Source organism: Halomonas sp. I1, assembly GCF_032334135.1.
In the GTDB taxonomy this organism is placed as follows: domain Bacteria; phylum Pseudomonadota; class Gammaproteobacteria; order Pseudomonadales; family Halomonadaceae; genus Halomonas.
Window position 1 is genome coordinate 1 of sequence record NZ_JAVXUS010000024.1, and the last position, 24,571, is coordinate 24,571.

At 63.6% G+C, this 24,571-nt stretch carries 25 protein-coding genes; 12 read left to right on the top strand and 13 right to left on the bottom strand.

The genetic code is table 11. The features are described 5' to 3' along the window. Positions 1–246: 246 nt before the first annotated feature. Together RSO41_RS17230 and rlmM are read left to right on the top strand one after the other, a co-directional pair. The gene (locus tag RSO41_RS17230; RefSeq protein WP_315620478.1) at positions 247–1,827 is read left to right on the top strand and encodes a BCCT family transporter; all 1,581 of its coding nucleotides are present in this window, start codon (positions 247–249) and stop codon (positions 1,825–1,827) included. A gap of 134 nt (positions 1,828–1,961) precedes the next feature. After that, positions 1,962–3,026: a 23S rRNA (cytidine(2498)-2'-O)-methyltransferase RlmM gene (rlmM, locus tag RSO41_RS17235; protein WP_410000355.1), complete on the top strand. Its 1,065-nt coding sequence runs from the start codon at positions 1,962–1,964 to the stop codon at positions 3,024–3,026. Between the two features lie 32 nt (positions 3,027–3,058). On the opposite strand, the gene RSO41_RS17240 is transcribed toward rlmM, so the two are convergent. Further along, positions 3,059–3,346: an antibiotic biosynthesis monooxygenase family protein gene (locus RSO41_RS17240; protein WP_315620480.1), complete on the bottom strand. Its 288-nt coding sequence runs from the start codon at positions 3,344–3,346 to the stop codon at positions 3,059–3,061. A gap of 44 nt (positions 3,347–3,390) precedes the next feature. Between RSO41_RS17240 and tusA the strand changes: the two genes are divergently transcribed. Next, positions 3,391–3,642: a sulfurtransferase TusA gene (gene tusA / locus RSO41_RS17245; protein WP_315620481.1), complete on the top strand. Its 252-nt coding sequence runs from the start codon at positions 3,391–3,393 to the stop codon at positions 3,640–3,642. A 165-nt stretch (positions 3,643–3,807) separates the two neighbouring features. Here tusA and RSO41_RS17250 read toward each other — a convergent pair whose 3' ends face one another. The 3 genes from RSO41_RS17250 to RSO41_RS17260 form a co-directional block, all read right to left on the bottom strand. Continuing rightward, a complete protein-coding gene (locus tag RSO41_RS17250) occupies positions 3,808–4,509 on the bottom strand; it encodes a hypothetical protein (RefSeq protein ID WP_315620482.1) in 702 nt (233 codons plus the stop codon). Between the two features lie 176 nt (positions 4,510–4,685). Continuing rightward, positions 4,686–5,678 carry a DUF3080 family protein gene (locus RSO41_RS17255; RefSeq protein WP_315620483.1) on the bottom strand — a complete coding sequence of 331 codons (993 nt, stop codon included), beginning with the start codon at positions 5,676–5,678 and terminating at the stop codon, positions 4,686–4,688. 28 nt (positions 5,679–5,706) lie between these two features. Continuing rightward, positions 5,707–7,161, bottom strand: a complete 1,455-nt coding sequence (locus tag RSO41_RS17260; protein WP_315620484.1) for an MATE family efflux transporter — start codon at positions 7,159–7,161, stop codon at positions 5,707–5,709. 148 nt (positions 7,162–7,309) lie between these two features. Between RSO41_RS17260 and RSO41_RS17265 the strand changes: the two genes are divergently transcribed. Next, complete coding sequence (locus tag RSO41_RS17265) at positions 7,310–7,873, top strand: elongation factor P hydroxylase (protein ID WP_315620485.1); 564 nt, start codon at positions 7,310–7,312, stop codon at positions 7,871–7,873. Between the two features lie 13 nt (positions 7,874–7,886). Here the strand turns inward: RSO41_RS17265 and RSO41_RS17270 are convergent, their stop codons facing one another. Continuing rightward, a complete protein-coding gene (locus tag RSO41_RS17270) occupies positions 7,887–8,366 on the bottom strand; it encodes a hypothetical protein (protein WP_315620521.1) in 480 nt (159 codons plus the stop codon). A 2-nt stretch (positions 8,367–8,368) separates the two neighbouring features. After that, positions 8,369–9,256: a TatD family hydrolase gene (locus RSO41_RS17275; RefSeq protein WP_315620486.1), complete on the bottom strand. Its 888-nt coding sequence runs from the start codon at positions 9,254–9,256 to the stop codon at positions 8,369–8,371. 113 nt (positions 9,257–9,369) lie between these two features. Between RSO41_RS17275 and RSO41_RS17280 the strand changes: the two genes are divergently transcribed. Continuing rightward, positions 9,370–11,310, top strand: coding sequence for an ATP-binding cassette domain-containing protein (locus tag RSO41_RS17280; RefSeq protein ID WP_315620487.1), 1,941 nt, complete (start codon positions 9,370–9,372; stop codon positions 11,308–11,310). Between the two features lie 95 nt (positions 11,311–11,405). Here RSO41_RS17280 and RSO41_RS17285 read toward each other — a convergent pair whose 3' ends face one another. Then, positions 11,406–11,867: a universal stress protein gene (locus RSO41_RS17285; protein WP_315620488.1), complete on the bottom strand. Its 462-nt coding sequence runs from the start codon at positions 11,865–11,867 to the stop codon at positions 11,406–11,408. 153 nt (positions 11,868–12,020) lie between these two features. On the opposite strand from RSO41_RS17285, the gene RSO41_RS17290 reads away from it, so the two are divergent. Next, positions 12,021–12,569 (top strand): preprotein translocase subunit YajC, encoded by a 549-nt coding sequence (locus RSO41_RS17290; protein WP_315620489.1) that lies wholly within the window; start codon positions 12,021–12,023, stop codon positions 12,567–12,569. An 11-nt stretch (positions 12,570–12,580) separates the two neighbouring features. Here RSO41_RS17290 and slyA read toward each other — a convergent pair whose 3' ends face one another. Both slyA and RSO41_RS17300 read right to left on the bottom strand, forming a co-directional pair. Beyond that, positions 12,581–13,021, bottom strand: a complete 441-nt coding sequence (gene slyA / locus RSO41_RS17295) for a transcriptional regulator SlyA (RefSeq protein ID WP_275289047.1) — start codon at positions 13,019–13,021, stop codon at positions 12,581–12,583. A gap of 75 nt (positions 13,022–13,096) precedes the next feature. Next, positions 13,097–14,317 (bottom strand): DUF5924 family protein, encoded by a 1,221-nt coding sequence (locus RSO41_RS17300; protein ID WP_315620490.1) that lies wholly within the window; start codon positions 14,315–14,317, stop codon positions 13,097–13,099. Between the two features lie 235 nt (positions 14,318–14,552). Here RSO41_RS17300 and fadB point away from each other — a divergent pair, with 235 nt between their 5' ends. Beyond that, positions 14,553–16,736 carry a fatty acid oxidation complex subunit alpha FadB gene (gene fadB, locus RSO41_RS17305; RefSeq protein ID WP_315620491.1) on the top strand — a complete coding sequence of 728 codons (2,184 nt, stop codon included), beginning with the start codon at positions 14,553–14,555 and terminating at the stop codon, positions 16,734–16,736. A 57-nt stretch (positions 16,737–16,793) separates the two neighbouring features. Beyond that, positions 16,794–17,972, top strand: coding sequence for an acetyl-CoA C-acyltransferase FadA (gene fadA, locus RSO41_RS17310; RefSeq protein ID WP_315620492.1), 1,179 nt, complete (start codon positions 16,794–16,796; stop codon positions 17,970–17,972). Positions 17,973–18,062: 90 nt separating this feature from the next. Here fadA and RSO41_RS17315 read toward each other — a convergent pair whose 3' ends face one another. Then, complete coding sequence (locus tag RSO41_RS17315; RefSeq protein WP_315620493.1) at positions 18,063–18,662, bottom strand: inorganic diphosphatase; 600 nt, start codon at positions 18,660–18,662, stop codon at positions 18,063–18,065. 76 nt (positions 18,663–18,738) lie between these two features. Further along, a complete protein-coding gene (locus RSO41_RS17320; protein ID WP_315620494.1) occupies positions 18,739–19,200 on the bottom strand; it encodes a flavodoxin family protein in 462 nt (153 codons plus the stop codon). A 150-nt stretch (positions 19,201–19,350) separates the two neighbouring features. Between RSO41_RS17320 and RSO41_RS17325 the strand changes: the two genes are divergently transcribed. Beyond that, positions 19,351–19,827 carry a YbhB/YbcL family Raf kinase inhibitor-like protein gene (locus RSO41_RS17325; protein ID WP_315620495.1) on the top strand — a complete coding sequence of 159 codons (477 nt, stop codon included), beginning with the start codon at positions 19,351–19,353 and terminating at the stop codon, positions 19,825–19,827. A 50-nt stretch (positions 19,828–19,877) separates the two neighbouring features. Here the strand turns inward: RSO41_RS17325 and RSO41_RS17330 are convergent, their stop codons facing one another. Further along, positions 19,878–20,765 (bottom strand): LysR family transcriptional regulator, encoded by an 888-nt coding sequence (locus tag RSO41_RS17330; protein ID WP_315620496.1) that lies wholly within the window; start codon positions 20,763–20,765, stop codon positions 19,878–19,880. A gap of 102 nt (positions 20,766–20,867) precedes the next feature. Here RSO41_RS17330 and RSO41_RS17335 point away from each other — a divergent pair, with 102 nt between their 5' ends. The 3 genes from RSO41_RS17335 (at position 20,868) to RSO41_RS17345 (ending at position 23,805) form a co-directional block, all read left to right on the top strand. Continuing rightward, the gene (locus RSO41_RS17335) at positions 20,868–21,752 is read left to right on the top strand and encodes a hypothetical protein (protein ID WP_315620497.1); all 885 of its coding nucleotides are present in this window, start codon (positions 20,868–20,870) and stop codon (positions 21,750–21,752) included. Positions 21,753–21,817: 65 nt separating this feature from the next. Continuing rightward, entirely contained in the window at positions 21,818–23,101 is a 1,284-nt protein-coding gene (locus RSO41_RS17340) for a Xaa-Pro peptidase family protein (RefSeq protein ID WP_315620498.1), read from the top strand. A gap of 131 nt (positions 23,102–23,232) precedes the next feature. After that, the gene (locus tag RSO41_RS17345; protein ID WP_315620499.1) at positions 23,233–23,805 is read left to right on the top strand and encodes an ATP-dependent zinc protease; all 573 of its coding nucleotides are present in this window, start codon (positions 23,233–23,235) and stop codon (positions 23,803–23,805) included. 144 nt (positions 23,806–23,949) lie between these two features. On the opposite strand, the gene RSO41_RS17350 is transcribed toward RSO41_RS17345, so the two are convergent. Beyond that, positions 23,950–24,540, bottom strand: coding sequence for a YajG family lipoprotein (locus tag RSO41_RS17350; protein ID WP_315620500.1), 591 nt, complete (start codon positions 24,538–24,540; stop codon positions 23,950–23,952). Positions 24,541–24,571: the final 31 nt, after the last annotated feature.

Here is a 24,571-nt window from a genome sequence, read left to right on the forward strand (position 1 = left end):
AGTTCCCATGCGAGAGTAGGTCATCGTCAGGCACTTACATCAAAAAAATCCCCCGGGCCTTCCCGGGGGATTTTTTTTATGCAGGGCCGTGGTATTCGGCCCTTTCTCCCGGACTTTTTTCCGTTTCCGATATCCGCTTGCCGCACACTATGTCAGGCGGTGGCCCCATATTCATCCTTTCCGGCTGAATGACATTCTCGCCAGCAAGAGGAGGCTGGTCCGTCGAGGATCAGGCCATCATCACGCATGAGCAAGACGCAAACCAACGACGATACTCGATCCATCCACAGGCTTGGCGATCCACTGGTACTCGCCTTGAGCGTGGGCTTCATACTGGCGTTCATCGCCTTGTCGCTGTATGACATCGACATGGTCGCGGAGGGGGTCTCCGCCGGGTTCGCCTGGACGGCCAAGACCTTGGGCAGCTATTTCCAGTTGCTGCTGCTGCTGACCTTCCTGGTTGCCATGGGGTTGGCATTCACTCCGGCAGCGAGCGCCAGAATCGGGGGGCTCGAACGCCCCGAGCTGAGTACCTTCAAGTGGCTCTCGATCATCATGTGTACGCTGCTGGCGGGAGGTGGTGTCTTCTTCGCTGCCGGGGAGCCGGTCTATCATTTCATCGTGACGCCGCCGGCCTTCGAGACCGAGGCAGGAACGACGGAGGCTATCGCAGGCGCCCTGGCACAGTCCTTCATGCACTGGGGGTTTCTGGCCTGGGCCGTGCTGGGTTCCTTGACCGCCGTGGTGCTGGCTCGGGCGCATTATGACGAAGGGCATCCCTTGCAGCCTCGTACCTTGCTGATACCGGTGCTGGGCAAGCACCTGGTGAGCGGCTGGCCGGGAGGTGTCGTCGACGCCGTGTGCGTGATTGCCGTCGTCGCCGGTACCGTGGGCCCGATCGGTTTTCTCGCCACCCAGGTCAGCTTCGGACTGCATGAGCTATTCGGTGTACCGGAAGGCTATGGGACGCAACTGGTTATCCTGGCGGTGCTGGGGGGGATCTATGTCACCTCGGCCGTCACGGGGATTCATCGGGGTATTCAGGTCCTCAGTCGTTTCAATGTCTTCCTGGCGTTGGCCATTGCATCGGTGATCTTCATCTTCGGGCCGACGCTGTTTCTCGTCGATGCCTATACCCAGGGCTTCGGGGAATATCTGTCTTCATTCTTCACCATGGCGACCATGACCTCGCAGACGGCGCCCGACTGGTGGATGCAATGGTGGACGGTTTTCTTCTTCTCCTGGTTTATCGGGTATGGCCCCTTGATGGCCATCTTCGTGGCCCGTATTTCCCGGGGGCGGACCATTCGCCAGATGATTCTGGCCGTCGCGGTCATGGCACCGATCGCCACGACCGTCTGGTTCACCTTGATGGGCGGCTCGGGTATCCATTATCAGCTGACCGGTGCCATCGAACTTACCGAAGCCTTGAATGACTTCCAGTTTGACGTGGCGACCCTGACGGTGGCTCAGGCGTTACCGGGTGGTACCCTGATGGCTCTGGCCGTGCTGGTACTGACGACGATCTTTGTTGCCACCACGGGTGATTCGATGAGTTATGCCATCTCGGTGGTGGGGTCGGGGCATGATGAACCCAATGCCCTGGTGCGAGCCTTCTGGGGCATCATCATGACACTGATGGCGGCGATCCTGTTGCACATGGGCGCGGGGCAGGTTGGCGCGCTCCAGCAGTTCATCGTGATCACCGCCATTCCGGTATCCCTGGTGCTGCTGCCGTCACTGTGGACGGGGCCGCAGGCGGCGCGTGCCATGGCGATGGAGCAGGGCCTGCTCGGCGATACCCGTTGCTCCGATCCGGCTCGGTAACGTGCCGTCGTCCTGTCAGGGCTTGGCCTGCTAATATATCGACTTCGCGGATGTGCCGTCTCGGCAGGGGCGGTGCTTCCATGGCTTCGGGCAGGTAGGGAAGCCTTCCGACCAGAGGAGTCCCATCGGTGAAGATCGTCCCCAATGAGCTGTTGCTCTACTGTCGTCCCGGTTTCGAAACCGATCTGGCGGCAGAGGTGCTGGAAAAGGCCGCCCTGTCCGGTATCGGCGGTGCCCCGTGCTTCGAGCGTGGCGGGGGCCATGTGCGTTTCGACGTGGCCGGTGGGTGTCCTGCCAACGACTTGCATCGTGCTCTGCCGCTTGCGTCACTGGTCTTCGCGCGACAGAGCCTGGTCGCCATGCCGCCGCTGACCCTCGACCGCTCGGATCGGCTGGGCGCCATCATGGCACAGGTTCGAGACAGCGGCTGGAGTTGCGAGGCAGTCTGGCAGGAAACACCGGATACCAATGAGGCCAAGGCGCTGGCGGGATTGATCAAGTCGCTCAAGCGTCCTCTGGAGTCGCAATTGCGCAAGGCGGGTGTGTTGCGCCGCAAGGCAGGAGGGCGCCGTCTGCACCTGTTATGGAGTGATGGCGACCGAGTGCAGCTCGGCATGAGTTTTCCCGGCAATCGCAGCGAGCAGCTCGGCGGCATTCGTCGACTGCGTTCTCCCTCCCGAGCGCCGAGCCGTTCGACGCTCAAGCTCGAGGAGGCCTGGCACGAGTTCGTGCCGGCAGAACAATGGGCGACACGGTTGAGTGACGGCATGCAGGCGGCCGATCTCGGCGCCGCTCCCGGAGGATGGACTTGGCAACTGGTCCAGCGGGGGATGCAGGTCTTCGCCATCGACAATGGGCCGATGGATCCTGATCTGATGGCATCCGGCCTGGTGGAACATCTGCGCGAGGATGGCTTTGCCTGGACGCCGCCAGCACGCCTGGACTGGCTGGTCTGTGATATCGTCGACAAGCCGTCCCGAGTGATCACCATGGTCGAACGTTGGCTAACGCGACGTTGGTGCCGCGAGGCGGTGTTCAATCTCAAGTTGCCTATGAAACGTCGTTGGGACGCGGTTTCGGAAGGCCTGGCGCACCTGTCGGCATCTCTGGGGAGTGCCGGGGTGAGGGCTGAGATCGGCTGCCGTCACCTTTACCATGACCGCGAAGAGGTGACGGTGCACGTGCGCCTGCTTGATTGAGAGAGATCAACTGGTGATGCGGATTGTTGGGTTCACTGACTCGGCTCGTAGATGCGGATGCGCTCTTCTTCAGTCAGCAGGGGTTGCAGGCGTTGCATGGCCCTGGCGCGATGCTCGCTGTTGACCCACTCTTTCCAGGCGCGCATGTCTCGCCATTTGGTGATCACCAGGCGCCGGTCGCCGTGCCCCATCTCGACCAGGGTCTCGCCGCTGACGAAGCCCGATGCGCCAAGCGATTGGCGTATGGCCTCGCGAGCGGCTTCCTCGTATTCTTCTTCGAGTCCGGGCATGATACGACGCTCGATAATGACCTTGATCATCCAGCCACTCCCTATGTTTGCTCTTCGACACGATGAGGTTATCGATGGTTGATTCTGCGGATTCCCTTCCGAGCTGTCATGCAGAACTGGATACGACGGGACTCTACTGCCCGGAACCGATCATGTTGATGCACAACAAGGTGCGCGACATGCAGGCGGGCGAGGTCCTCAAGGTGATCGCCAGCGATCCGGCGACCACCCGGGACGTTCCCAAGTTCTGTGGCTTCCTCGGTCATGACTTGCTGCATCAGTACGAAGAGGAAGGGCATTACCATTATTTCATTCGCCTTGGCTGAGAGGGTGTTTACAAACTACTGCGCTCGCCCATGTGGCGTTGAAATCAGCCTCAAAATGCTCATTTACCCGCTCGTAAACTCCGCTGTTGCGGCTGATTTCGCCTGGCCTGGCCGTCGCTCGTGACTTTTGTAAACACCCTCTGAGAGGCAGAGCACTGCGCCTAGCTATTGTCCGGCGTCAGGCATGACCATCAACGCCAAGGCCTCCAGGGTGGCAGGGTCCTCCCGTCGGATGCGGTTGGCGATCTGGCGCTGGAAGAAATAGACCACGCGATGGCGACTATGGCCAGTATACAGGCAAGGGTCGCCGGGCAGGATCGGTGTGGAGTCGATCAGCTGCTCGTCGGCGAGCAGGGCCTCCACGGCACCATCGCTGTACAGCCGCCAGCCGAAGACTTGCTTCAATTGCCAGGGAGCGTCGCTGTCGTCCATGCACAGCGCATGGGTCCCCTGGGTCTCGGGTAGCTGCTGGATCAGGGTCGGCTCACTGGTTGTCTCATAGTCGAAGTAGGCCGCGGCCTGTTCGAGCTCGAACACCTTGTGGCCCGGCGCTTCCTCGAACAACTCTTCGGTTTCCGGATCGCGATACCCGATGAAGTGCCCATGTTCGGGATCCTCGAGGCGCTCGCAGGGCGTGAGGCTTTCCATCCAGGGCACCAGGCCGATGACATGGCCATCTTCCCTGAGTCCCCAGGCGAGCAGTGGCATGCCGTAATAGGCATCGGGCTCGGAGGGTAGCTGGTAGACCATTTCCAGGCCATCCAGCTCCGGTGAGAGGCGGACCAGGCGTCGCCTGGCCTCCTGGCGTTGGCGCATGGCGTCCAGATCAATGACCTGGGCGGGGCGCGGTGACAGCGGGATACCCATGAAGTCCCTCCTGCTGCTGCGTGGTCACGTCATTGGCATGGGAGGGGGCTGGCGATATGGCAGGCATATCCGGTGCCCTTGCCATATTGCGGCGTCCCCCTGGCCAGTCGGCAGCGCACAACGTCACTGTTCTTCCATCAATAGCACAGAGTGATGATCCCGTTAAGCCCTGGCTGTCATCGGCAGCGTTTCGTCAGTCGTTGGCGAAGTGCCTGATGTCGCTCTCGGGCGGTAACCATTGCCGACCATGGAGCATCCGGATTGTCCAGAGAAAGCCAACGATGTCGGTAGTCGGCCACCGCCGGCGGGGGCTCGAGCGGGTGGGCATCGAGCAAGTCCCGAATGGCGCCCAGCCAGCGGGCCGACTGGGCTTCGAGCCGTGTCAGCCAGCGATTGAGTGACGCCATGTCGGGAAGTGGCGGGGTTGCCTCGGGGGCATGGCAGTCTCCGGCACGAGCCAGTGCCGTCTCGAGCAGCGCCGAGGCTTCCGTCAGGCGCTGCTCGGTCAGCAGCAGGGCGCGCAGCAGCTCGGCCGTCAAGGGACGCTGACGCAGGGTGTTCAGGTGACCTTCCAGAGTGGCGGAATCCGGCGTCCAACGTGGATCGAACTGGTGCAGCGTCGCTTCGCGCAGGTAGGCGAGGGCAGGCAATTGCTCGTTCACCGCGTCCAGGGCGTCCGGCGGCAGCGGCGAGCTGGCTCGCGAGAAACTGTCGGCCCATTCGCTCGAATCGAAGAGCGCGTTCCAGCTGGCACGGGGCAGGCGTTCGGTCTTGAGTTGCGTCAGTCGCGCCAAGCGTTGGCGGTCGTCAGCGTCGAGGGCGTCTGGTACGTCAGTGTTCCAGCAGTCGCTGAGACGCCGCCAGAGTTTGAGTTCATAAAGCCAGCGTTGGCTGGGGGCGGCCACACGGCCCAGCTGGTTGTTGCGTTTGGCGACCAGATTGCTGATGTGGCAGCCGCGCAGGGCATAAATGTCGAGAAGGCTCTGGCGAATGTCCTCGAGGGGGAAGCGTCGTGCCTCGCGCTCCGGAAAGGCCCCGATATTGTCGGGTGTAGCGGTGTCCGGTGGCGAGAGTTTCAGGCTCGAGGCGAGACGTTGCTGATAATCCTGCAAGCGGTGTTCGGCCGCACCATCGGCGCAGCCGGTTAGCCAGCCGGTCAGCAGCAACACCACAAGAGTGGATCGCCAGCATCGTCTGTCAGATCGAGGTATCAGGGATCTCTTCGTCGCCACGTGCCACCGCCTTGCTGCGTCGTCGCAAGCGTTCTCCCAGCAGAATGGCGGCCACCGTCAGGCCGGCGATCAGGCCGGTCCAGTAGCCATGCACGCCCATGGGCGGCACGACGTCGAACAGCCCGTACACGCCCAGCCAGTGGCCGCCGCCGAGGCCTACCAGCCAGTAGGCCACCATGGTGATCAGCATGATCACGCGGGTGTCCTTGTAACCGCGCAGAGCGCCGGCCAGGCTGACCTGCAGGGAATCGGAAACCTGGTAGATCATGGCCAGGCCGATCAGCGACAACGTCAGTTGCTGGACGGCGGTATCGTGCGTGTAGAGTTCGATCACGGGGCCTGCCGTCAGCCACAGTATCAGGCTGTTGAGCAAGGCCACCACCAGGGCGATCAGAATGCCGTTCCAGGCAACCAGGCGGGCGCTGCCCGGCCGCCCCTGACCGAGGGTATTGCCGACCCGGACCGTGAGGGCCATGCCCAGTGACAGGGGAAGCATGAACAGCAGACCGGTGTAGTTGAGCGCGACCTGGTGCGCGGCCACGGTCACTTCGCCGAGGCTGGCGATGAACAGCGCGATCAGCGTGAACAGCGTGACCTCGACGAAGATCGCGACGCCGATGGGGACCCCGACATGGAGCAGTTCGCCGATCAGGCGCCAGCGCGGAGGCGCCGGCTCGCACCACAGCTCGACGTCGCCATAGGCGCGGCTGCGACGGGTGTAGGCGGCCATGGTCAGACCCATGACCCACATGGAGAGCGCGGTGGCGATGCCGCAGCCCATGGCCCCCAATGCGGGCAGCGCCTGCAGGGGCGCCGGCAGCGCGTCGCCCAGCAGAGCCGTCAGGCCCTCGCCGCCGTAGATGAGGACATAGTTGCTGGGAATGTTGACGGCGAGCCCGATCAGACTGATCCACAGTGCCGGGCGTGTATGGTTCATGCCATCGGAAAAGGCGCGCAGGGTCTGGAAGATCGCCACGCCTGGCATGCCGAAGCCGACCGCCGCCAGGTAGCCGGCGGAGCGCCGGGCGACTGCGTCGGGGACATCCATGGCCGAGAAGATCGGCATGACCGCCGTCCACAGCAGCAGGGCCGACAGGATCCCCAGACCGAGACCGATCCACAGGGCCTGGTGGACCTGGAGACGGATTCCCGCGCGCCGTTCGGCGCCGAGCAGGTGGGCTACTACCGGCGTCAGTCCCATCAGGGTGCCGGTCATGAACAGCATCAGCGGCATCCACAGGCTGGAGCCCACCGAGACCGCTGCCAGGTCGGTAGCACTCAGGCGGCCCGTCATCATCACGTCCACGACGCTCATGCCGGCCTGTGCAAGCTGGGCGCCGCAGATGGGCAGGGCGAGACGGATCAAGGGGCCGGTGTCGCGGCGTGACACTTCGCGCAAATCGGTGATGAATCCAGCCACGGCATGATGCTCCATGCGAATAACGGAAAGCCCCGGGCGTCATTGCATACGGGGAAGCTGCCCAGTCTATCAGCGCATGCCGGTTTTCGCCCCCGGCGCCGGCTCGCTATACTACGCCGCGCCGATCATTCACGACTCTGGAGTCCGCGTGACACACCGTCTCGACGATGTCATCGCCCTGTTCGACGGCCTCTTCATGCCGCGCCATGGCACCCGACTGGTGCGTGGTGACGACGAGCCGATCTATCTGCCGGCCGACGCCTCGTGTTCCTGGCATCGGGTGGTCTTTGCCCATGGTTTCTATGCCAGCGCCCTGCACGAAATCAGCCACTGGTGCATCGCCGGTGCGCGGCGACGCCAGTTGGAGGATTACGGATACTGGTATCAACCCGATGGTCGGGATACCGGCCAACAGCGCGAGTTCGAGTCGGTGGAGGTGGCGCCGCAGGCCCTGGAATTACTGTTCTCCAGGGCTTGCGGCTTGCGGTTCAACGTCAGCGTCGACAACCTCGGCGGTGAGGCGGACGTCGATCGTGACGCCTTCCGGTCGCGAGTCGCGGCGCGGGCTGCACGCTATGAAGCGGAGGGCCTGCCGTGCCGCGCCGAGGCCTTTCGTGCAGCCCTCGCCACCTTCTACGGTGAGGGGGCCTCTCTCGAGGCGGCGTTGGCCGTGGGACGTGAATGTCTGGAGAAGGCCCCCGAACCTGCCTGAGAGCCCGAGACAGTCAGGCGTCCTCGTTGATTCTCAGGTGCAGGGCGAGCATCACCTGTATCTCTTCTTCGGGGCGTAGCGGCTCGAGCCCCAGTTCGCCGAACAGATCCCCCCTGGCTCGGGCCCACTCCCCGGGCGCCAGGCCGTTGTAGAGGCTTTCGGCGGGCGCCAGTTCGACGAAGGGGTCCAGTCCATAGGTCTCGAACAGTCGCGACAGAGCGGCCTCGTCGTCGCCGACCCCGGCGGTGTAGAGCGTGGCGTTGAAATGGTCGGTCTCCAGCTCGCGGATGACGTCCAGAGGACTCACCCCCATGCTGTTGAGTTCTTCCAGGCTGTAGTCACCCAAGGAGACGAGCTCATCCTCTAGCCAGTTGTTGTCCGGCTGGATCAGGGTGTGCTTGACGCGACCATCCGGCAGGGTCCAGGCAATGGAGAGCGGCAGGTCTCCATCGTTGCCGGTCTCGATCGCGATGAATGCGGGCAGCTCATCCATGGTCATTGCCCCTCCTCGAGGGCAGAGTGGTGATCGTCCGCCATCTCGAGCCGGAAGAAATGGCGAGCGGTCGCGGTGGTAGCCCTGGCCAGCTCGGCTTCCGTCAAGCCACGCCAGTGGGCGATCTCGCGCACGATCCACGGCAGCAGAGCCGGTTCGTGGCGTCTGCCCTTGAGTCTGGCAGGTAAATTGCGCGGCAGCAGGTAAGGGCAGTCGGTTTCCACCATCAGGCGTTCCAGGGGAATGTCGCTGACCAGGTCGCGCAGGTGATGTCCACGGCGTTCGTCGCACAGCCATCCGGTCAGGCCGATATGCAGGTCCAGGTCGAGGTAGCCGTATAGTGTGCGGCGTTCTCCGGTGAAGCAATGCACGACTGCCCGAGAGATATCGTCGCGCCAGGCATGCAGGATCTCGTGCAGGCGCACACCGGCGTCGCGTTCATGGATGAACAGCGGCAGTCCGCTTTCGGCGGCGAGGCCGAGTTGGGCCTCGAAGGCGCGCTCCTGCTCGGAAGGCGTGGAAAAGTTGCGATTGAAGTCCAGGCCGCATTCCCCGACCGCGACCACTTCGGGGCGGCGATGCAGCTCGCGCATGCTGGCCTCGAGAGAAGACGACCACTCGCTGGCGCCGTGGGGGTGCAGGCCGGCGGTGGCATAGAGGTCGGCATGTTCGCGGGCCAGGGCGGCGGCCTGCTCGGCGTGTTCACGATCCGTGCCGGTCAGGATCAGGGATTCGACGCCGGCCTTTCGGGCGCGGTCGAGGGTTGCATGCAGGTCGCGGGCGAAGCTCGGGTGGGTCAGGTTGGCGCCGATGTCCACCAGCGGTGCCGGCGAGCGGAACCTCAATGCCTCGGGCAGGCCATCGTCGCGGTGTTCGGTGGTATCGACCAAGGGGCATCCTCCTGTACAGCGGTCGCGTATTGTACCCGGCGAGAACGGTATGGGGCCACGTCGGAGCGGTCATACGTTACACTAGCGCCCTCGATGAACCTGGAGGTGTGCGAGTGACCCTGCTACGTCTGGAACGGCTGCAACTGGCCTATGGTCCCCAGGTGCTGCTCGATGGTGCCGACCTGGTGCTGGAAAAGGGCGAGCGCCTGGCGCTGGTGGGCCGCAACGGCACCGGCAAGTCGACCCTGCTCAAGCTGGTGGCCGGCGAGATCACCCCCGATAGCGGTGAAATCTGGCGTGCCCCGGGGCTCAAGATCGGTGTGCTGGCCCAGGAATTGCCCGATGCCACCGGTGCGACCATCTTCGATGTGGTCGCCCAGGGGCTACCCGAGGCCGGTGAGCTGTTGTCCGAATATCATCACCTGGTTCAGGCCGATGATCCCGACATGTCACGCATGGCGCAGTTGCAGAGCCGTATCGAAGCAATCGATGGCTGGTCCTTCCATCAGCGCATCGATGTGGTGCTGACGCGGCTCGGACTGCCGGAAGACGCCGAGATGTCCGGCCTCTCCGGTGGCTGGCGGCGTCGGGTGGCGCTGGCTCGGGCCCTGGTCGCTGAACCCGATCTGCTGCTGCTCGATGAGCCGACCAACCACCTCGACCTGGACACCATCGCCTGGCTGGAGGAGCAACTTTCCGCCTTCAATGGGGCGGTGTTGTTCATCACCCACGACCGGGCCTTCCTGTCGCGGCTGGCCACGGCGATCCTCGAGCTCGATCGTGGTCGACTGGGGCGTTATCCCGGGGATTACGCCAGATACCAGGAACAGAAGACCCACGAGCTGGAAGTCGAAGCGCGTGAAAACGCCGAGTTCGACAAGAAGCTGGCCCAGGAAGAATCCTGGATCCGACAGGGCATCAAGGCACGGCGTACCCGCAACGAAGGCCGCGTGAGGGCCCTGGAGCAGATGCGCCGTGAACGAAGCGAGCGCCGTGAGCGCCAAGGTCGGGCCAATCTCGCCGTGGACAGTGGCGAGCGCAGTGGCAAGCGGGTCGTCGAGCTGGAAAACGTGACACAACGCTTCGGCAACGATGTGGTGATCGATGATTTCAGCATCGAGATTCAGCGTGGTGACCGAATCGGCTTCATCGGTCGCAACGGCGCGGGCAAGACGACGCTGCTCAAGATTCTGCTCGGCGAGCTCGAACCCAGTGAGGGGAATGTGCGGGTCGGTACCAAGCTGCAGGTCGCCTATTTCGATCAGCTGCGTGCCGGGCTGGAGCCGGAAAAGACGGTCTATGAAAACGTCGCCCAGGGTAGTGACCGGGTCGAGGTCGGTGGCCGCGATCGTCATGTGATGAGCTATCTGCAGGACTTCCTTTTCACCCCGGAGCGGGCTCGTCAGCCGGTCAAGGCCCTGTCGGGCGGTGAATCCAATCGCTTGCTGCTGGCGCGTCTGTTCACCCAGCCGGCCAATGTGCTGGTGCTCGATGAGCCGACCAACGATCTGGATGTCGAAACGCTGGAGCTGCTCGAGGAATTGTTGCTGAGTTTCGAGGGCACCCTGTTGCTGGTCTCTCACGACCGGGCTTTCATGGACAATGTGGTGACCAGCGTGCTGGCCTTCGAAGGCGAGGGAAGAGTCCGCGAGTACGTAGGGGGCTATAGTGACTGGGTGCGTCAGGGAGGCAAGTTGCCGCCGGCACCCTGGGAAGGGGCGGCGCGGCAACGGGCCGAACCGGTGGCCGATGTCGAGGCAGCGGGGGCACGCAAGTCTCCGGAGGTCTCGACGACGCCCGCCGCCTCGGCGGCGCCCAGGCGCACCAAGCTTTCCTACAAGCTGCAACGGGAGCTGGATGGTCTGCCGGCGGAGATCGAGCGCCTCGAGAGCGAGGTGGCCGAGTTCGAGCGTCAGGTGGGCGATCCGGCGTTCTACCAGCAGGACCCCGACACCGTTACCGCGACCCTGCAAGCGTTGAACGACAAGCAGGCCGAACTGGATTCGGCCATGGAACGGTGGATGGAACTCGAGGCCATGGTCGCTGGCGAGTAAGCGACGCTTGGCGACAATCAAATAGATCAGGACGATCTATTTGATTGTCAGGTTAATAGTAACCGGGCGGTCCATGCGACGAGCCGGTGGAGGCTCTACTCGGCGCTTTCCTCGCCATCCTCACCGGTGCCGACGCGCACGGCCAGGACGTCGCACTTGGCGCCGTGCAACACACCCGTGGAGGTGGAGCCGAGCAGGAGGGCGAAGCCGTGACGCCCATGGGAGCCGACCACGATCAGGTCGACCTTCTGGTCATCGGCGAAGCGGTGGATCTCGGTATCGGGCATGCCGACCATGACATGCTGGTTTTCGCGTGGCACATGGTCGTCAGCGATTTCGGCGAGACGCTGCTTGGCGTGTTCGTCGAGCTGGTCCTGAATGCTGGTGAGATCCATGGGGATATCGCCCCCGTAGGCGAAACCGAGCGGCTCCAGGGTGTGCATGATGGAAAGCTTGGCATGGTTGCGGTCGGCGATGTGCATCGCGCGCTCCAGAACCTTGTGGGAGTCCCTGGTCAGATCGACGGCGACCAGGATATGACGATATTCGTTGCTCATGTTGCATTCTCCGCAGCGGTGTCCAACGGGGTTGGTAACTGTCTTCCACTCTAGGATGCCAGGAATGACAAGACAACGACTTGCATCAACACAGGAAACACGGAAAGAACGGTGCATTATTATTCGGTGTTTCCCGAACAGGCAGGATGACGAATGCTCTGGTTGATCATTCTCGGTGTAGTGGGCCTGGCGTTTGCGCCGGCAATGACGCTGCGTCCGAGCCGGCGACAGCAGCGCGTGACGGGGCTGCGTGATCTCGCTCGAGACAACGGGGTTGCCGTGCGGCTCGAAACCTCGCCGCTGCACGACGGCGGCGAAGCGCTGCCGGCGTACCGGTGGCGTTATCCGCCCCAGCGGCCTGGCCCGGACTTCCTGCTGGTACGCGATGCCGTGGCCAGTGAGGCACTCAAGCCCTTTCGGCCGGGGTGGCGCTGGCGGGTGGAACCACTACGGCCTCTGCCGGAAGTGGTGGATCGTCAACTGGAGGATTTGCTGGGCCGCTTGCCGATCGATGCGGTCGTGGTCGAATCCAGCGCGGCCTGTCTGACGCTGTGGTGGGATGAATCCTGGCCGCCCGAGGCATTCATGGGGCTCGACGAGTGCATGAGAGCCCTACGTGACGACCTGGCTGGCAGGCCGGATTATCCCGGCGCCCATCGCAGCGCGCAGGCGCCGAGCGTTCCCCCCTCGACTGGCGGTTAGGGAGGCTTTCCTCAGCCCTCTTCACGCTCCTGGATCGCCAGCCCATTGGCCTCGATACGCGATAACAGGTCGATGAGGTGTTCGACCTCGTTGTCGTCGAGGCCTTCCAGCATTTCCTTGCGGGCCTGAGTGACGACGGCCTCGATGCGCTCGAGCAAGGGCGTGGCCTTGTCGGTCAGGAAGATGCGTTTGGCGCGACGATCCTGGCCACAGGGCCGACGTTCGATCAACCCCTGTTCGGAAAGCTGGTCGAGCGTACGGACCAGGGAGGGTGCCTCGACACCGATGGCCCGGGCCAGGTCGCACTGGGGCTGGTCATCGCCCATTCTCCACAGGTGATAGAGCGTGACCCAACGCGTCTGAGTCAGGCCGTCGGGGGCCAGGCGCCGGTCGATGACGGCGCGCCACAAGCGTGGCACGCGGGCAAGCTGAAAGCCGATGTTCTGATGCATGGCACGTCTACGTTGAAGAAACCTGTCGGGATTGTCTGAAGCCCCAGCGTGGAATGCAACCTTATGGTTCGAAGGCTACTCGTTATCCTCGGGGGAAGGGGGCGGGCCGTCAACGGTATTTTGACCCTTGGGGGGAGACGTTTCCTCGGGCCGTGCCACCAACCGACGAACGTCCAGTCCGGGAAGCCCGGGCGGAGAACCAATGTGGCCGTCGGCCAGGGTTGCCGCCTCGGGGTCGGTCGCGACCCGGAAGTGCAGCACACCGATGCGTTGGCCACTGGCTGTCATCACGTCGATGCGCCAGCGACCGGCGCTCTGTTCGGGAAAATTGCGCTTGTGGGTCCAGGAACGGTAGCCCTCCGCGCGTCCCCCCTGGATCTCGAGTGGAATGCGATCGATCAACTCACCGTCGTGGCGCCATTCATGCACGATTTCCTCGCGCAGCCCCCTGGGAGCGTGAATGGCGGTATAGGCATACAAGCCATTGTCGCCCAGCGCGTCGGGGGTCAGGCGGAGTTGCCCCTGTGGCGAACGGGCTTCGACATTGAATCCTGGAGAGAGGGCGCTGCCCGAGATCCACAGGCTGGCCGGCGGCACCCAGCTTCTGCCGACCCAGGCGGCGCCGGCAAGCAGAGGCAGCAGGGCGAGCATCAGCAGCCAGCGAGGCACCGTCATGGGCCGCAGCAGATGCAACAGGCTCGGCAGACTGAAGATCACCGTAGCCGCGAGTGCGAGCAGAAGGCTCTGGCCGGTGGTCAGGTGCAAGAGGGTCGGCAGGGTCACCAGGACGACCAGAAAGACGCACTGGGCGTGAAAGGCGAAGTAGAGCCCTCGACTACGCTCGGCGAGCCGATAGTAGAGCGGATCGAGGATCGACAATATGGCCAGGGCCACCATCGCGAGAGTGAAGAACGCCTGGCCGCTGGTCCAGACCGTGGTCGCCAGCAGGAAGGGCAAGGTGAAGAAAAGTGTCTCCTGGTGCACCATCTGGGCGATGAAGGTCGTCACGCCGCGCGGCAGGGTGGGGTAGCCGCGTCGGGCAAGCAGACGGCCGATCAGGCTTTCCGACAGCAGCAGGACCCAGGTGAGGAGCATGCTCAGGGCCAGCATGGCGCCGAGCCATTGCTGACGCTCGACCAGAAAGAAGCTGCCGGTACCGGCCAGGAAGGCAATCGGCGGCCAGAGCCAGCTCCAGGGCCGGACCCTCTCGGCAAGCCGTTCGATGCGGTGTTCCCAGGCACCGAGGCGAACAGCGCCGGTGCGACCGGGCGTCGGGGGCGAAGATGGGTCATGCATGGGGCGGTTCGGTGACATGAGCGCAGTTTAACAGCTTGTTTCCCGGGCCGGGGAAACGCCATCGGCGGCACGGTAGGGCTATCGCAGCTGGCTCTGTCGACGGGTCAGCCCGGGCGACAAAGCGTAACTGCGATAGCCCTGGGTGGCACGGGCGAAGCACTTGACGTGGCGCCGGGAGTGGATCAAGCTGTGATGAATCAAACGGGCGTATGAATTCCTGCACGGAGATTCTTGGATGATCTATCAAGGCAACGCCATCTCGGTGGCACGCGATGACGAGGGCATCGCGACCCTGACCTTCGACGCGAAGGATGAATCGGTCAATACGCTGTCAAGTGCCGTGATCCAGGAGCTGGAACAGGCGCTGGAGGCGCTGCGTGGTGAAGCCGGCATCGTTGGCCTGGTACTGGCCAGTGCCAAGGAGGCCTTCATCGTCGGTGCCGACATTACGGAGTTCCACGGGATGTTCGCCAAGGGCGAGGAAGAGATCCAGGGCATGCTCGAACGGGTGCACGGGATCTTCAACGGTCTCGAGGACCTGCCTTTCCCCACGGTCAGCGCCATCAACGGCCTGGCCCTGGGGGGCGGCTGCGAGGTGACGCTGACGACCGATTTTCGCGTGATGAGCGAAACCGCCAGGATCGGCCTGCCCGAGACCAAACTCGGTATTCTTCCTGGCTGGGGTGGCTGCGTGCGTCTGCCGCGGCTGATCGGCGCCGACAACGCCATCGAATGGATCGCCGGTGGCACCGAGAATCGCGCCGATGCCTGTCTGTCTGTCGGCGCGGTCGACGCCGTGGTGCCGCCCGAGTCTCTCGAAGCAGCGGCGCACGACATCCTGAGTCGAGCCCGGAGCGGCGAACTCGACTACCAGGCACGTCGCACGGAAAAATGCAGCCCCTTGGGCCTCGACGCCATCGAGCAGATGATGGCCTTCGAGACGGCCAAGGGCTATGTAGCCGGCAAGGCCGGGCCGCATTACCCGGCGCCGATCGAGGCGATCAAGGTCATCCAGAAGGGAGCCGGCGAGGAGCGATCCCGGGCCCAGGCCATCGAAGCCAAGGCGTTCGGCAAGCTGGCGCTCACCGATGTCTGCTACAACCTGGTGGGCCTCTTCCTCAACGATCAAGTGGTCAAGAAGAAGGGCGGCCAGTACGCGAAACAGTCGGCGCCCGTGGAACGGGCCGGGGTGCTCGGTGCAGGGATCATGGGCGGCGGCATCGCCTATCAGAGTGCTTCCAAGGGCACGCCGATCCTGATGAAGGACATCAAGGACGAGGCCATCGAACTGGGGCTCAAGGAGGCCCGCAAGCTGTTCGCCAAGCAGGTGGAGCGCGGCAAGCTTTCCAATGAGCAGATGGCCGAGCGGCTCAGCAATATCCGGCCAACGCTTTCCTATAGCGACTTCGCCCACGTCGACCTGGTGGTCGAGGCGGTGGTCGAGAATCCCAAGGTCAAGGGGGCGGTGCTCGCCGAGGTCGAGGAGAACGTGGGCGAGGACACCATCCTCACTTCCAATACTTCGACCATCTCGATCACTCGACTCGCCGAGAACTTGCAGCGACCCGAGAATTTCTGCGGCATGCACTTCTTCAACCCGGTGCATCGCATGCCGCTGGTCGAGGTCATTCGTGGCGAGAAGACCGGCGACGGTGCCGTGGCCGCGACCGTGGCCTATGCCCGCAAGATGAGCAAGACGCCCATCGTGGTCAATGATTGCCCGGGCTTTCTGGTCAACCGCGTGCTCTTCCCCTATTTCGGCGGCTTCAGCCAATTGATGGCCGCCGGGGCCGACTTCCAGCGCGTCGATAAGGTGATGGAGACGTTCGGCTGGCCGATGGGCCCGGCCTATCTGCTCGACGTGGTGGGCATGGACACCGCCGTGCATGCCGGCGAGGTAATGGCCGAGGGCTTCCCGGAGCGAATGGGCAGCCTGGGCGGCGCCGGAAGTGAGGGCAAGAGTGCTATCCAGGTGATGTTCGACAATGAGCGTCTGGGGCAGAAGAACGCCAAGGGCTTCTATGCCTATGAAGAGGACAAGAAGGGCAAGCCCAGGAAGGTCCGCGACGAGGCGGCCATCGAGCTGGTCAAGGGCATTGCCGAGTCGGGCCGCGAGTTTTCCGACGAGGACATCATCGCGCGGATGATGACGCCCCTGTGCCTGGAGACCGTGCGTTGCCTGGAAGATGGCATCGTCGGTACGCCGGCCGAGGCCGACATGGCGCTGATCTATGGCATCGGTTTCCCGCCGTTCCGGGGTGGTGCGCTGCGCTATATCGACGCCATGGGGCTGGAGGCGTTCGTTGCCCAGGCCGACGAGCTGGCCGCCGAACTCGGGGCGCTCTACGCGCCGACCGACAAGCTGCGCGAGATGGCGCGCAACGGCGAGCGCTTCTATCAGGATGCCGCCGAGGCCTGATTTACCACGTGCCATTCACCACCTGCTATTGATCAAGTGCCGGGGAGAACGAATTCGATGAGTGTGAATCCGAGAGACATCGTGGTAGTCGATGGCGTGCGTACCGCCATGGCCAAGGCCAAGAACGGCGCCTTCCGCCACGTGCGTGCCGAGAATCTGTCCGCCGGCGTCATGCAGGCGTTGTTCGATCGCAATCCGAACCTCGATCCCGCTGAAGTCGACGACGTCATCTGGGGCTGCGTCAACCAGACCCTCGAGCAGGCCATGAACATCGCCCGCAATGCAGCGATCATGACCGGGATCCCGCGCAGCGTGCCGGCCCAGACCGTCAATCGCCTGTGCGGCTCCTCGATGAGCGCCCTGCATATCGCCGCTGCCAATATCCGGGCCGGCATGGGCGACTTCTATATCATCGGCGGGGTCGAGCACATGGAACACGTGCCGATGACCCATGGCGTCGATGTCAATCCGGCGACCAGCAAGCATGCCGCCAAGGCGGCCATGATGATGGGCCTGACTGCCGAACTGCTGGGCAAGATGCATGGTGTGTCCCGTGAGGACCAGGACGCTTTCGGGGTGCGGTCCCACCAGCGCGCTCATGCCGCCCAGCAGAACGGCGGCTTCGACAACGAGATCATCGGCATCGAGGGGCACGACGCTCAGGGCTTCCGTGTCCGAGTGGACCGCGACGAGGTCATCCGCGCCGATGCCAGCCTGGAGGCGATGGCCGAGCTCAAGCCGGCCTTCGACCCGCGCAGCGGCACCGTGACCGCTGGAACCTCCTCGGCGCTCTCCGTGGGTGCCAGCGGCATGGCGGTGATGAGTGCCGAGCGGGCCAGTGCCCTGGGACTGGAGCCGATTGCTCGGGTGCTGTCGACCGGCGTGGCAGGCTGTGATGCCTCGATCATGGGATACGGCCCGGTGCCGGCTTCCCGCAAGGCGTTGAAGGCGGCGGGCCTGACCATCGAGGATATCCAGACCGTCGAGCTCAACGAGGCTTTCGCTGCCCAGTCGCTGCCGGTGCTCAAGGATCTCGGCCTGCGCGATCGCATGGACGAGGCGGTCAATCTGCATGGCGGTGCCATCGCCCTGGGCCATCCGCTGGGCTGTTCGGGCTCGCGTATCAGCACGACATTGCTCAACGTCATGCAGGAGCAGCGCACCTCGCTCGGCCTGGCCACCATGTGTATCGGCATGGGACAGGGCGTGGCCACGGTGTTCGAACGCCTGAGGTAACCGCGATCGAGACGAGGCCCACACAAGCGGCGCCCTTCGGGGCGCCGCTTGTGTGGGTGGCATAGAAGGGGCGAGCGCTGTGAGGCGTGACTACTCTGCCTGCTCGGCCTGGTAGGCGTCGAAGGCCCGGGTCAGGATCTCGCGTGCTTCGCTTGCGTCGCCGAAACCGTTCAACTCGATGTCGCCGCCATCCGGCAGGTTCTTGTAGACGCGGAAAAAGGCATTGAGCCGCTCGACCTGCATGGCCGGCAGGTCTTCCATTCCGTCGACATCGGCATAGGTGGGGTCCACGTCATCGGCGGGCACGGCGATGATCTTGTCGTCGGCTTCGCCGTCATCGACCATCCGCAGCACGCCGATGGCCCGGACCTTGATCACCGCTCCGGGGTAGATACTGTCGCGGGTCAGCACCAGTGCATCCAGGGGATCGCCGTCGCCTCCGGCCGAACTGGTGATGGAACCATAGTTGGCCGGATAGCGGACCGGCATCGAGACATAACGATCGACGATCAACTGGCCGTGTTCGGCATTGATCTCGTACTTGGTGAAGCTGCCGGCCGGAATCTCGTTGACGACATGAAAACTGGCCGGCGCATCATCGGTCTGTGGATACTCGAAGACATTCTGGGCCTGGACGGGGGTGGTGGCCAGGAGGCCGGCGGCGACCAGAAAAGAAGCAATGGACTTCATGGGACCTCGCGCTGCAGTGAGACGAAACGAGCCTCACAGCCTAACCCCCCGCGATGACATGTCCGTGACGCCCGCCCTACAGGATGCCTGCCTCGAGCCCGGCGGCGAGCGCCATGCCGAGCTCTTCCACCTGATCCTCGAAATCCGCCTGCCACTCGCCCCTCAGTGTCAGCGGTTCCTGGACCCACTTCCAGCCCAGGCCGCTGACGATGCCTTCCACGGCGCGCCGCGTGCCGGTGCCGTCCCGACCGGCCCGAATGTAGAGCGCGCAGGGCAGGCCCCGCTGCGCTTCCAGGACCGGGTAGTAGCTGCGATCGAAGAAGTCCTTCAAGGCCCCGCTCATATAGCCGAGGTTCTCGGTAGTGCCCAGCAGGATGGCGTCGCAGGCCAGGATATCCTCGGGGCCGGCGTCGAGCGGTGGCTTGATGACCGCCTCCACACCCTCGATATCAGGATGACGGGCTCCGCGGCCGGCGGCAGCGCGCAGGCGCCGGGTGTTGTCGGAGGGGGCGTGGGCCACGATCAGCAGGCGTTTCATCGGTCGCCTCCGGGTTGAAGAGCGTCGGTCACGCCATCATGCCATGGGTAGCGGTCGTTGACAGGCTATGGGCATTTGCCGAGCCTTGGACGACCGGAAACATAATGCCGTGTTTCCCATCATGACACTATTTCAGGGAGATCAACGATCATGGCCTTCGCATTGACGAACATGCGGGTGGAAAGCCCCGCCTTCACCGATCAGGGCGAGATCCCGGCACGACATACCGGGGAAGGCGAGGACCTTTCGCCGGCGCTGTCCTGGCACGATGTGCCGGAGGGAACCAAGGGCTTCGCGGTGATCTGCCACGACCCCGATGCCCCTCTGGTGGAGCACGGAGGCTACGGTTTCGTGCACTGGGTGCTCTACAACCTGCCGGGCTCAACCACCTCGCTCGAGGAAGCGTCCTCCGAGGGAACGCGCGGGATCAACCACTTCGGTCGCAACGGCTATGGCGGCCCCATGCCGCCCGAAGGGCATGGTGTCCACCAGTATTATTTCTGGGTGCTGGCGCTGGACAAGCCCACCGCTCTTCCCGAGGGCATCTCGATGGCCGAGCTGCTCAAGCAGGTCGAGCCGCACCTGTTGGGCATGAACCGCTTGATCGGCACCTATCGACGTGATTGAAGCACGACATGCCTGAGACGGTCCGCCCGCGCTCTCGGCGCGGGCGGCTCTTACCCTGGAAGCGCCTCGCCAGCTTCCGGCACCGCCACATCATGGTTTTCGGTGACGATCCGCTCCAGTTCCTCGCAGAAGGCTTCCAGGGCCTCGCTGGTGTGTCCGGGGCGGCGGTGCAATTCGATCTCGACCTGTCCGAGGGGGGGCAGGCCTTCCGCTTCACCGACGATCCGACACCCCGCCGGTACGCTGCGCGGCGTCTTTACCGTCATCGCCAGGCCCGCCTGCACGGGGAGATTGATACCGGTGGGCGATTGGCTCGAATAGTGCGTCTCCCACTGGCGTTCCTCACGTCCCAGGGCCGAGAGGGCATGCGCGCGGAAGATACAGCCTTCCGGGTTGAGGGCCAGGGGCAGGGTGTCCCAGTCCGCCGGCCGGCAGTGATCGGCCACGACCCAGACCATCGGTTCCCAGCCCAGCAAGTGGCCCGACTGGGTGGGGAGGTGCCGGATCGACAGAACGACATCCTGCAGCCCCTCGTGGAACTGGTTGACCAGGGTAGCGCTGATATCGCAGGTCAGCTCCAGACGGGTCTCCGGGAAGCGCTGCGCATGGCGGGGCAGCAACGACGGCAGATAGGCACTGGCCTGTTCCTCGGAGGTTGCGAAACGTATCAACTCACCGCGCCGGCGATTGCCCAGCCGTTCTCGCGCTTCGTCTTCCAACTTGAGCATGTGTCGCGCATAGGGCAGCAACTGCTCACCATGGGAGGTGAGCAGCACGCTGCGGCTGGTGCGTTCGAACAGCGCCTGTCCCATCTGATCCTCCAGGCGCTTGATCTGCAGACTGACCGCCGACTGGGTCCGGTGAAGCACTTTGCCGGCGGCGCTGAAGCCCTGGCTTTCGGCCACGGTGACGAAGGCACGGAGCAGCACGGTATCCATTATTGATGAGCCTTTGAAATTGGTTTTATCTCAATCATTCATTTTTATTATGAGGCTGCGCTGTCTAGGCTGTCCAGCGTGCATTGTTAACCGGAGACCCCCATGTCCGTGGCAACCTCGGCCGTCGCAAGCGACGTTTCCCTGGATGGCCTGATCGATCTGTTCCGTTACCCGCTCGACGATCTCGACGGTGAAGCGGGGCGCGAACTGATCGAGCACTGCCGCCGCCAACTGGCAGAGGATGGTTGTGTGGTGCTGGAACGCTTCGTGCCTCAACAGGCGCTGGCGCGACTCGAGCGCGAGACCGAACGGCTCTCGCCCGATGCCCACTACAACCAGACCGAAACCAACCCCTACAACAGTGACGGGGACCCCGAGCGTCCGTCGAGTCACCCGCTGAATCGCTTCGACGATCGCACCAACGGTTTCGTTGCCGGAGACCGCATCGGTGCCGATACCATCATTCGTCAGGTTTATGAGCACCCCGCATTCCAGCGGTTCATCGCCGCCGTGGTAGGCATGGAAGAGATCCACCAATATGCCGATCCCCTGGCCGACCTGGTGGTCAATGTGCTGCGCGAGGGCTGCCAGCATCCCTGGCATTACGATACCAATGAATTCATCGTCACCATGATGACCCGTCGCTCCCATGGCGGCGGCCGCTTCGAGTATGCCCCAGGCATTCGTGGTCCCGAAGGGGAGAATTTCGAGGCCGTGAAGCAGGTGCTGGACGGTGACCGCTCCCGTCTCGAGTCGCTGGATCTGACGCCCGGTGATCTGCAGATCTTCTTCGGGCGCTATTCGCTGCATCGGGTGACCCCGGTGGAGGGTGACAAGGAGCGTCACACCGTGATCTTCGCCTATGCCAAGGAACCCGGCTTCATCGGTCGTCCTGAGCGGGCCCAGCGCATTTTCGGCCGCATGGCGCCGGTGCATGAGGCCTTGCTGAAGGATGGCATGCGACGCAGCGACTCGCTGGCCGATTGAACCTCCCTGCATTGCCGGGCGACGTTCATCATGCGTCGCTTCATCCTCGAGTAGAACGGAACCCCATGAGCATCGTCGATTTCGAAAAGTTGACCGACAACGAACCGGACCGTCTCCCGGTGATTCCCTCGGCCCCCATGGCCAATGGCGACAGCATTCCCACGGCCTTCGACCCCAGGCAACTGCGTGCCGGCCGTCTGCGTCGCCTACGGGCGATGATGGCCGAGCAGGGCTATGCCGCCCTGGTACTGTTCGACCCTTACAATCAGCGCTATGCCACCGGCTCGCGCAACATGTTCGGCTATTTCCTGCGCAACTCCACCCGCTATATCTACGTGCCGCTGGAAGGGCCGGTGATTCTCTTCGAATATCCGGGAAGCGCTCATGTTTCCACCTGGCTGGAAACCATCGACGAGTCGCGCACCTCCAAGGTGGTCTGGTCGGCGGTCAATCAGCGTGACAATCTCTCTTCCGACCCCTTCGGCGTCGAGATCGCCGAGCTGGTCCGGGCGCACGGTCAGGGCAACACGCGCATCGGGCTGGACCGCTGTACCCTGAACCTGGCGCGCTCGCTGGAGGCGCAGGGCATGGAGGTGCTCGATTGCATGCAGGACACCCTGCATTGTCGGCGGATCAAGACGCCGGAGGAGGTAGCCTGTCTGGCCCAGTCCATGGCCGGCAGCGAGGCCGCGGTCGCCGAGGTGGAATCCGCCATCAAGCCGGGGGTGACCGAGAACGACCTCTTCGCGATTCTCTACGGCAATGTCATCAAGCAGGGCGGCGAATTCATCGAGACCCGGTTGCTCAACTCGGGGCCGCGTACCAATCCCTGGTTCCACGAGGCCAGCGACCGGGTCGTGCGTCCCGGCGAGCTGGTAGCGCTGGATACCGATACCATCGGCTGCCACGGCTACTATTCGGACTTCTCGCGGACCTTTCATGTGGGGCCGGGCCGACCCAGTGCCTATCAGCGTGAACTGTATCGCATGGCGTTCGACCAGGTGCACCACAACATGGATATCCTCGCGCCGGGGATGCGCTATCGCGAGATCGCCGAGCAAGCCTGGAAGATCCCCGAGCGTTTCCTGGACCGGCGTTATCCGTCGGTCATCCATGGTGTCGGCATGCACGGCGAGACCCCGCTGGTCGCTCACCACATGGATTTCGACCGATTCTCCAAGGACGGCATCCTGGAGCCCGGCATGGTGGTGTCGGTGGAGAGTTACATCGGCGAGGTCGGCGCCGCCGATGGCGTCAAGCTGGAAGAAGAAGTGCTGGTCACCGAGACCGGTATCGAGAAGCTCAGTCGCTACCCTTTCGACGAGGACCTGCTCGGTCGCGAAGTCTGAATGACGCGAGTGGATCGCGGCACCTGCCATGTGTGCGATGAGGTAGGGCCGGGGGGTGATGGATGGCGTGCGGTCATCACCCTTGGTATGGTTTCCCGTCTACCGTGACGGAATGACCGCAAGGAGCTGGCATGCACAAGTCGTTACGCCATGTACTGTCCGCCTGTCTGGCCACCGGCCTGATGAGTAGTGCGGCCCTGGCCGATGACGATGCCCCCGCCGTGTTCGGCTGGGTCGAGAAAGCGACCATCGAGGAGCCCTGGGGTCCCGAGGTCAAGGTCAAGCTCGACAGTGGTGCCTTGACCTCCTCCATGCAGGCGGAAGACATCGAGAAGTTCGAGCGCGATGGCGAGGAGTGGGTGCGCTTCGTCGTCGAGGTCGAGGACGAGTCGACCGAAGAGGTCGTCTCGAAGACGTTCGAGCGGCCGATCTTCCGCAAATTGATACTCACGGGCGCCGGCGGCCAGGATCGTCGGCCGGCGGTGCTGATGACGCTGTGTATCGGCGATACCCGCTACGAGGAGCAGTTCAGCCTCGAGGATCGTGATGATCTGACCTATCCGGTCCTGCTCGGACGTCGCACTATCCAGGAACTGGGCCTGCTGGACGTGACCCGAACCTTCGTCCACGACCTGGAGTGCGACGAAGACACGCCGCTTCACGAGCATGAGGACAAGGAGCTCGATGAGGATATCGGCATCTGAAGGGGGATTACCCATCCGGGATAGCTGGGTGGTCGACGATACCCGATGTCCGTGACTCACCATACGAGGCACAAGGCACTGTCTGAAAAGTCGGCGAGCGCAGTCAGTTTTCAGACGATGCCTGGCGAGCCCAGGACACCCGCTTCAACGTATCAGAAAACGCCCCAGCTCGGGATCCCTGAAGGCACGGTTCAGCCCGTCCGAGAGTAGCTCGGATACCATCTCGTTGTTTTTCTCGAGGTCCGGGCGCATGGCATAGCCCTGGGTGCGCCTGGACGTATAGGTCCCGGTATAGGTCGCGCCATCGTTCTCTGCCCTGGTGACCAGCACGGATTCGAGACGTGCCTCGTCGATCAGCGGGCGACTCTCTCCGCGGCCGTAGGCCAGGCGCTGAAGGGTCAGCGTCAGGCGGGGGCGTCCCTGGGCAGCCTGGGTGGTCGGCTCGAAGCCCATGTCGCGCAGGGCACGCTCGGCCTCCGCCTGCAGTTTCGGCATCAAGGGCCCGGCTTCCACCGTGATCACCGAAGTCGACATGGCATTGCCACTGCGGGTGCCGATCTGCGGACTGTCCCGGCCATCCATGACATTGACGGTGACCGCCTGGCCCTGACCGATGCCGGGAACCGTGGCGGTGCGCTCGGGAGACGGCTGCAGGTACTGTGGTGACGAGCAGCCGGCGAGCCAGCCGAGCGTCAGCACCAGGGCCGTGAGGCCCAGAAAGCGTCGACGTTGCATGGTTCTTCCTCCCTGACATCTGGCATGGCGA